Origin of the sequence: Veillonella sp., from assembly GCF_015058545.1 — a bacterium.
Taxonomy (GTDB): domain Bacteria; phylum Bacillota; class Negativicutes; order Veillonellales; family Veillonellaceae; genus Veillonella_A.
In genome coordinates this window covers 1-8299 of the sequence record NZ_SVCB01000040.1, presented here as the reverse complement: position 1 = coordinate 8299, position 8299 = coordinate 1, and the positions used below count along the sequence as shown (strand labels likewise).

Annotated in this window: 9 protein-coding genes; all 9 read right to left on the bottom strand. The window is 45.5% G+C overall.

Going from position 1 to position 8299, the window contains the following annotated elements:
* Nucleotides 1-143: 143 nt before the first annotated feature.
* Nucleotides 144-707 carry a 5-formyltetrahydrofolate cyclo-ligase gene (locus E7204_RS02390; RefSeq protein ID WP_295181195.1) on the bottom strand — a complete coding sequence of 188 codons (564 nt, stop codon included), beginning with the start codon at nucleotides 705-707 and terminating at the stop codon, nucleotides 144-146.
* Nucleotide 708: 1 nt separating this feature from the next.
* The gene (gene yajC, locus E7204_RS02385) at nucleotides 709-990 is read right to left on the bottom strand and encodes a preprotein translocase subunit YajC (protein WP_295181193.1); all 282 of its coding nucleotides are present in this window, start codon (nucleotides 988-990) and stop codon (nucleotides 709-711) included.
* A gap of 51 nt (nucleotides 991-1041) precedes the next feature.
* A complete protein-coding gene (tgt, locus tag E7204_RS02380; protein WP_295181191.1) occupies nucleotides 1042-2151 on the bottom strand; it encodes a tRNA guanosine(34) transglycosylase Tgt in 1110 nt (369 codons plus the stop codon).
* Between the two features lie 127 nt (nucleotides 2152-2278).
* Nucleotides 2279-3301 (bottom strand): tRNA preQ1(34) S-adenosylmethionine ribosyltransferase-isomerase QueA, encoded by a 1023-nt coding sequence (gene queA, locus E7204_RS02375; RefSeq protein WP_295181189.1) that lies wholly within the window; start codon nucleotides 3299-3301, stop codon nucleotides 2279-2281.
* Nucleotides 3302-3400: 99 nt separating this feature from the next.
* Nucleotides 3401-4924, bottom strand: coding sequence for a SpoIID/LytB domain-containing protein (locus E7204_RS02370; RefSeq protein ID WP_295181187.1), 1524 nt, complete (start codon nucleotides 4922-4924; stop codon nucleotides 3401-3403).
* Nucleotides 4921-5970, bottom strand: a complete 1050-nt coding sequence (gene ruvB / locus E7204_RS02365) for a Holliday junction branch migration DNA helicase RuvB (RefSeq protein ID WP_127059341.1) — start codon at nucleotides 5968-5970, stop codon at nucleotides 4921-4923. The genes E7204_RS02370 and ruvB overlap by 4 nt, the downstream gene beginning before the upstream one ends.
* Before the next feature lie 2 nt (nucleotides 5971-5972).
* Complete coding sequence (gene ruvA / locus E7204_RS02360; RefSeq protein ID WP_295181184.1) at nucleotides 5973-6581, bottom strand: Holliday junction branch migration protein RuvA; 609 nt, start codon at nucleotides 6579-6581, stop codon at nucleotides 5973-5975.
* A 43-nt stretch (nucleotides 6582-6624) separates the two neighbouring features.
* Nucleotides 6625-7125 (bottom strand): crossover junction endodeoxyribonuclease RuvC, encoded by a 501-nt coding sequence (ruvC, locus tag E7204_RS02355; RefSeq protein ID WP_021840935.1) that lies wholly within the window; start codon nucleotides 7123-7125, stop codon nucleotides 6625-6627.
* A 179-nt stretch (nucleotides 7126-7304) separates the two neighbouring features.
* Nucleotides 7305-8030, bottom strand: coding sequence for a gamma-glutamyl-gamma-aminobutyrate hydrolase family protein (locus E7204_RS02350; protein WP_295181182.1), 726 nt, complete (start codon nucleotides 8028-8030; stop codon nucleotides 7305-7307).
* Nucleotides 8031-8299: the final 269 nt, after the last annotated feature.

Below are 8299 nucleotides of genomic sequence, written 5' to 3'. Positions count from 1 at the left end.
CACTTCGACGTGCTACCGATTGGTGTAATGCACTACCACGCAAAATTCTGAACTACCGGACACCGCAAGAAGTCTTCATTGAAGAAGTTAATAAGTTACTGGGTTTTTAAAAGTGTTCAATTTCATATTGCAATTTACTATAATTATTTAAATGTTAAAACGCGCTCATCCGTGATTAACCCCGCGAGGCGTTTATCATGCGCTTCCATAGGGATGTCATCGGGTACAACTTGGATGTCCCAAGCAACGCCGATTAAGCGTTCTTCAGGGACTTTTGCCAAAAATCGGTCATAATAACCGGCCCCCATCCCCATACGGCCACCTTTGGTATCAAAAGCTACCCCCGGAACTAAAATTAAATCCAGTTCATTAGGCGCCGCCGTTTCATAAGGTTCATTAGGAATGCGTATATGAAGGACGCCTGTCTTCACATCATCAAGACGTGTTAACCGCGCCGCAATCATTTCGGTTTTAGATACGCAAACCGGTACAAAGACCGCTTTGCCGTCTGCCAAAGCCTGTGTAACCAGCGCATCAAGATTGGCCTCTTTGGGCATGGCCAAATAGGCCATTACGGAGTGAGCCTTTTTATATTCAGCTGATTCCATAATGTGTTTGCACAGTGCCTCAGCCCGCGTTTTGCATTCACTGTCAGACATGGCTTGGCGCCTTGCTTTAAAAGCAAGGCGCATTGTATGCTTATCCATATTATTTGTCATCTTTGCCAAGCACATGAGCTACGCTGGAACGAGCTAATTTGATTTCAACTTTTTCAGCGATTTGAAGCATAATTGCATCGTCAGTCAAAGAATTGATTGTACCGTAAATACCACCGATAGTCACAATTTTCTGACCTTTTTTCAAACTGTTCAAAAGTTCGTTACGAGCTTTCTGTTGCTTTTTCTGTGGACGATATAAAAGGAAATAGAAAATTACAACCATTAATAATATCGGCCAACCGGCTTGAAATAACTGTTCTAAATCTGCCACTGTCTGTTCACCTCCAAAAAAACATATATATCTTTCAACGTCTAGGGTACCCTATTTTTTATAACCGGCCCAAAATTCATCACGAAAAGCCGGGAAACGGTCTTCCAAAATAGCGGCGCGCATTTGACGCATGAAATTCAATAAGAAATACAAATTATGATACGACACCAAACGGAAAGCTAAGATTTCTTCCGCCTTGTATAAATGTCGGATATAAGCACGAGAATAGTTGCGGCAAGTGTAGCACTGACAGCCTTCTTCCAACGGACCCCAATCATGAGCGTACGTAGCGTTTTTAATAACTACACGGCCATTATGAGTCATGGCCATACCGTTACGAGCCACGCGTGTCGGGAATACGCAGTCAAACATGTCTACCCCGCGGGCAACCCCTTCCACCAAACAATCCGGTGTGCCAACACCCATTAAATAACGAGCCTTATTAGTCGGCAATAACGGCGTTGTGTGATCCAAGATATCGTACATCAAATCGTGCGGTTCTCCAACGGATAAACCGCCGATGCTGTAACCGTCAAAGTCCATAGCCACCAATTCTTTGGCACTACGGGTTCGTAAATCTTTATACATACCGCCCTGAACGATACCGAACATACCTTGCGTCGGCGATGTATGTGCCTCACGGCAACGCTCTGCCCAACGAGTGGTACGCGCCGTGGAACGATCCGCATAGGCATAATCAGCCGGATACGGAATACATTCATCAAAAGCCATGGCTATATCGGCACCTAATTGCTCCTGTACTTTAGTCGCAATTTCAGGTGATAAAAACTTCTTGGAACCATCGATGTGGGAGCGGAAAGCTACCCCTTCTTCGGTAATTTTACGCAAATCGCCGAGGCTGAAAACCTGGAACCCGCCACTGTCGGTCAAGATACCGCCATCCCAATTCATGAAGCGATGTAAACCGCCTGCCTCTTCCACGAGGTCCGGACCGGGACGCAAGAACAAGTGATAGGTATTGCTCAAAATAATCTGAGCACCCATTTCTTTCAGTTCTTCCGGTGACATGGTTTTAACCGTTGCCTGTGTGCCTACCGGCATAAACATAGGTGTTTTAAATGTACCGTGCGGCGTATGTAAAAGCCCCGCCCGTGCACCGGTATGGGGACATTCTTTTTGTAATTCATAGGTAATAACCAAGCATATCCTCCTATCTAGTTGCAACCTGTCAAGTACATATTATAGCACAAAATATTTAACGAATAAACATAACATCGCGTTGCCTCACTGTTAACAATCAAGCAAAGTATGTTATGTGGCCAATCTGTTAGCGAATAAACATGGCATCGCCAAAGCTGAAGAAGCGATACCGTTCCTTAACTGCTTCTTTATAAGCAGCTAAGCAATGCTCTCTCCCCGCCAAGGCACTGATGAGCATGAGTAATGTTGATTGAGGTAGATGAAAATTCGTTATAAGAGCATCTACCATCTTATATTTATAACCGGGATAGATAAAAATCTGTGTCCAATCGTGACCGGCCTGAAGAACGCCATTCTGCGTCGCCGATTCCAAGGTGCGCACCGAAGTAGTGCCCACAGCCACAATCCGCTTACCGGCGGCTTTAGCATCGTTAATAATTTTAGCCGTTTCCGCCGTTACCACATAGTATTCGCTGTGCATTTCATGGTCTTCAATCGTTTCTTCCGAAACGGGACGGAACGTACCGAGCCCAACATGAAGGGTTACAAAGGCCAAAGTCACACCTTTGGCTTTTAAGCGTTCCAATAATTCCGGCGTAAAATGAAGTCCCGCTGTCGGCGCTGCTGCCGAGCCTTTTTCACGAGCATACACTGTCTGATACCGGTCTTTATCTTCTAATTTTTCATGGATATACGGTGGCAACGGCATTTCGCCGATTTCCTGAATGATATCGTCAAAAACGCCCTGCGCTTCAAACTGAATAATACGGCCGCCAAAACTTGTTTTATCCAAGACTTTACCGGTCAAGCGATCGTCGAATACCAATTCCTGACCAATCGGGCATTTTTTACCCGGTTTGACCAAGCATTCCCATTTGTTTTCACTGCAAGGCGTGAGGAGCAATACTTCTACTTTACCGCCACTGCCCTGACGATGGCCGTACAAACGGGCCGGAATTACTTTCGTATCGTTAAAAACCAACACATCATTATCGGATAATTCGTCAACGATGTCGTAAAAATGTTCCTTGTGTGCCACTTCGCCGGTCACCTTATCAAGGAGCATGAGGCGCGAGGTATCACGCGGTTCCACCGGATGCTGAGCAATCAGTTCTTCCGGCAATTCATAATCAAAATCTGTTACCTTCATGGTAAAACTTCCTTCTTTCAAACTGTTTTAATACGTTTTTTGCGATTACACGTACTCTCTATCGGTCAGGCTTAACTATGCATGCCTACGAGAAACAAATTAATACGCTTTATCTATAGTCACACCCGTATAATAGTGCGTTAAAATCGTTTTGTAATAATCCTTAGCCGACGTAGGTGCTTTCGCCGCCATAGCCGCTGCGCCCCACTGGGACAGGCCTAAACCATGGCCCCAGCCATAACCGCGAATCGAAACAATATCAGTCGCCTTTTTAAAAGTGTGATAAGCTTTTGGATTTTTAAAACTATCCGCCGTAGACGGTGCTTTTACGTTGACATAGAAATCAAACAAGGTGGATTTCAAGCCGAATATTTTCATAATCGTTTCGCCCGTCAACGTAAGTGTCTTTTTATTACCTACAAAATCCGCCGTCATAACGCGACCGGATACACCGCGATCGGCAAATTTCATAGGCCGCTGGCGCAAGGTACTGAGTTTAATTTCCTTCAGGGTACCCACATCTTTACCGGCTGCCCGCAATTTTGCTTCCATTTCCGCTCGCGTAAGTTTAACGGTCCAGGCAAAGCTGTCACCGCTTTGCTTGTAATCGGCATAATCCTTAACGCCACGCAAATACGGCACATTACTGCCCCACACGTTTTCACTGTTTTCCGTGTAACCGCCGGCATTCGAATGGAACAAAGCTTCAATGGGCTGTCCTTTATACTGCACAACCATGCCCTTCGTGTCATCTACGGCTTTCGTGGTACTGTTAAACTCAGCAGCCTGGCCGTTATACACTTGATGATTCGTAGTTGGCTGCACATCGTAAGCTTTGGCGGCACTTTGTTTCATATTATATAAAGCATAGGTACGCGCTGCTACAGCCTGCGCTTTTAACGCTTCCTGCGGCCAACTTGGCGATACTTCTGCCGGCACCACGCCATACAAGTATTCTTCAATGGAAACTTCGTTAATGAGCATCATGCCCCCTGACGAGGTGGGCACAATTTTAATGGCGCCGCGATACGGCTTACTATCCAGCAAAATAGTACCTTCCACATTGCCTTGCCACGATTTAATATAGGCAGAACCGTCTACAGTTTTACCGTTTACCGTAACTTTATTATTCTTAACGCCAATTGTTACCGTGTCGGTAGCGGCAAATTTGGCAAACGGCGATTTATTGCTCGTATATACCGCCAACTGGCCACTGCCGGCTACCGGCCAAGTACTGCTGCGGGTCGCCAATAAAACGCGAATAGCCGGAATATTGGCTTGCTGCGGCGTATTAAAGGCCGGCACTTTAGTAGACTTAGTGTTTGCAGCGGTGGCACTGTTTTTAGCATCAGTAGCCTTTGTAGCACGCTTACTTTCCGACTTCGTCGTAATCGTGGTAGTTTTCGTCGTCGTTACCGTATGGGTGTCTTTATTCGCCTTCGTTACCACCGTGGTAGTCGATTTAGTTTCTTTTACCGGTGTCTTAATCGTCGTAGTCGTCGTTGTCGACTCGGCCCCTTCTTTGGTGACCGTCACACTGGCCCCCCATACTGGCACGACGGTGGACATCAGGCAGCTAAGCACCGTAAGTAGCAAAACACGATTAACTGCTTTTAATTTCATAAATCCCCCTGATTGGATGCATTGGCATTGGGATTCGTAATTCCCAAATGGTCATAGGCTAACTGCGTTGCCATACGGCCGCGACTGGTACGAATCAAAAAGCCCAATTGCATCAAATACGGTTCATACACATCCTCGATGGTATCTCGCTCTTCACTGGTAGCCGCCGCAATCGTATCGATGCCCACAGGGCCACCGTTAAATTTCTCAATAATTGTTTTTAAAATTACCCGGTCTACCCGATCGAGTCCCAATTGATCAATGTCCAAACGCTGCAACGCATCGTCGGCAATGATATTGGTAATCTCACCGTCCCCCAGCACTTGTGCCACATCGCGGACGCGTTTCAACAAACGGTTCGCAATACGCGGAGTCCCGCGGGAACGACGGGCAATTTCAGCGGCGCCCGTATCGGTAATCTTTGTATTCAATACTTCCGCCGCCCGTTTTACGATAAATTCCAACTCATCTTGCTTGTAATATTCCAAATGATTAATAATACCGAAACGGTCGCGTAACGGACCGGACAACGCGCCGGCCTTCGTGGTAGCGCCAACCAAAGTAAACGGTCTTAAATCGATGCGCACCGAACGTGCGCTCGGCCCCTTACCTACGATAATATCCAAGGAATAATCTTCCATAGCGGAGTACAATACTTCTTCCACCGTACGGGATAAGCGATGAATTTCATCGATAAAAAGCACATCATGGTCCTGTAAATTACTGAGCAGCGCCGCCAAATCACCGGACCGTTCAATGGCCGGGCCGGATGTAATGCGGAAGTTTACGCCCATCTCATTGGCAATAATGCCGGCCAAGGTGGTTTTACCAAGCCCCGGCGGTCCGTATAGCAAAACATGGTCAAGCGCTTCTTTACGTTCTTTTGCTGCTTGAATATATACTTTTAAATTATTTTTTACATCCGTTTGGCCGATGTATTCGTGCAAATAGCGCGGTCGCAAGGAGAACTGCCAAGTGTCGCCACTTTGTTCTTCTTTGCCCACCACGCGGCTTTGACTGTCAACCACACGTATTTCTTCTTTCATGACTACCTACCCTTTCCCAATTCAGATAATACGTCGCGTATCAATGTCGCCACATCTCGCTCACCATTATCCAATCGAGTGAGTATATCAACAAATTCCGATTCCCGATAGCCTAAGGCCATTAATGCGTCCGCCGCCTCACCGGCAATGCCGGTTTGCGTAGCATGTACGGCCGTATCAAGAGCCGCCTGCGTTGCCGGTGCCGTCGTAAATTTACCGATTTTATCTTTTAATTCGAGCACCAAGCGCTCCGCCGATTTTTTACCGATACCGGGCAGCTTCGTAAGTGTTCCCAATTCGCCATTCATAATGGCCACTTTAATACCATCCACGGACAAACCGGACAAAATACCGAGCCCCACTTTCGGACCGATACCGGATACGGAAATCAGCAAGGTAAAAAGATCATATTCATCTTGTGTCGCAAATCCATAGAGCTGAATCGCATCTTCGCGAACACTCATATGGGTATATAATAACGCTTCCTGTCCTTCTGTTAACGCATCGCGGGTGGTTCCGGAAATATATACGCGATAACCTACGCCATGCACATCTATAAAACAGGAGCCTTGAAAAATCTGATTAATGATACCACGAAGAAAACCGATCATGGATTATTGCCTCCTAAAATCTATTCGAATTCAATATTTTGGCCTATAACTGCAAACGGCGCCGCAAGTCATCACCATGAGAGCTGTGAGCCGTACAAATGGCAATGGCCAAAGCATCGGCCGTATCATCGGGCTTAATTTTTTCACGAATCCCGAGCATATTCATAGTCATATAAATAACCTGCTCTTTAGTGGCGCGACCATAGCCTACTACGGCCTGCTTAACCTGGAGTGGCGTATACTCATAAATAGGGATGCGCCGTTGGCTGGCAGCCAATAAAATGACGCCCCTCGCCTGTCCTACGGCAATGGCGGTCGTTACATTGCGATTAAAAAACAATTGTTCTACGCCAAATTTATCGGGTCGGTATTCTTCCAAAATATCACTTAAATCATTGAATAATATTTCAAGCCGCATGGCATCCGTATCTTGCGGCGTGGTGGTAATACAGCCGTAAGCAACGGGTTGCAACCGACTGCCGTCCACGTCGATAATGCCATAACCGCAAATAGCGGTGCCCGGGTCTATACCTATAATTCGCATAATAATCTCCTTCTAAATCTATCTATCTTTTTATTATAGCATTTATAGAACTATAGACCAAACAGATTAGCGAATAAATCAGATCATGTAATCAACCTTCGCTATCGTTCAGGCCCGCTATTATTAAAAAACGGTATTATTAAAACAAGAACGGTATTACAAAAATAAGTTTTCCTGTATTACATGCGTTCCTTAACTTTTGAAACAAAGGCTTCAAAAAGAGCATACATATCTTCGTGTTCACGCCACATATTTTCAGGATGCCACTGTACGCCTACTACCGATGCGTCGTTGTTTTCAATGCCTTCCACAATACCGTCAAGGCTCGTAGCCGTTACCCGCATGGACGGTGCTACATCGCGAATTGCCTGATGATGACGGGAGTTAACCAAAGTATTTAAGCCCAATACGGCATGTAGGAAACTGTCTTTGGCTACGTTAATGCTATGGGTCGGGTAACCCCCCGGTGCTTTTTGGGAATGCTTAATATATGAATTCGGACACTGCGATTTAATATCCTGATATAAATTACCGCCTAAAGCCACATTGATGATTTGCGCCCCTTTGCAGATACCCAAGATTGGTTTACGCACTTTAACCGTAGCTTGTATCAATTCCCGTTCAAAAACGTCTCGTTTATAATTAACCATGCCGATTTCACGACGCGGTTCTTCACCGAATAAATGAGGGTCTACATCAGATCCGCCATGAACAATAAGGCCATCATATAATTCAAAATAGTCTTCGCCGATAGCATTCGGTACATCCGGCAAAATAAACGGAATACATCCCAAAACGCTGAGCACTTCTACCAGCTCACGAGATACATACGGTGCCATTCGCAAATTAGTGCTGTTCGTTGCTTCCATATAAGTGTCGGCCGTAATTGCAATGCGTGGTTTCATAGCAGTCCCTCATTTCTAAATACCTAACTTTGGGCAAACAGGTACTAAGTCGTTTTTCATAAAGCGGCTATCGCCTGCCGTCCGTAAAACGTTCATTACATACATTATACATTCATTATACAAAAAAGGGTTCTATAATTTATTTTGGGGCGCTAAAGAGAAACGCTAGTTGCGTGTCCTCTTGGCGCCTACTTTTTTTTGCACAAAAAAAGATATATTGAATAAAATCCGATACAATAAAGGTGCTAACAATTAACGAAAGGATGTTT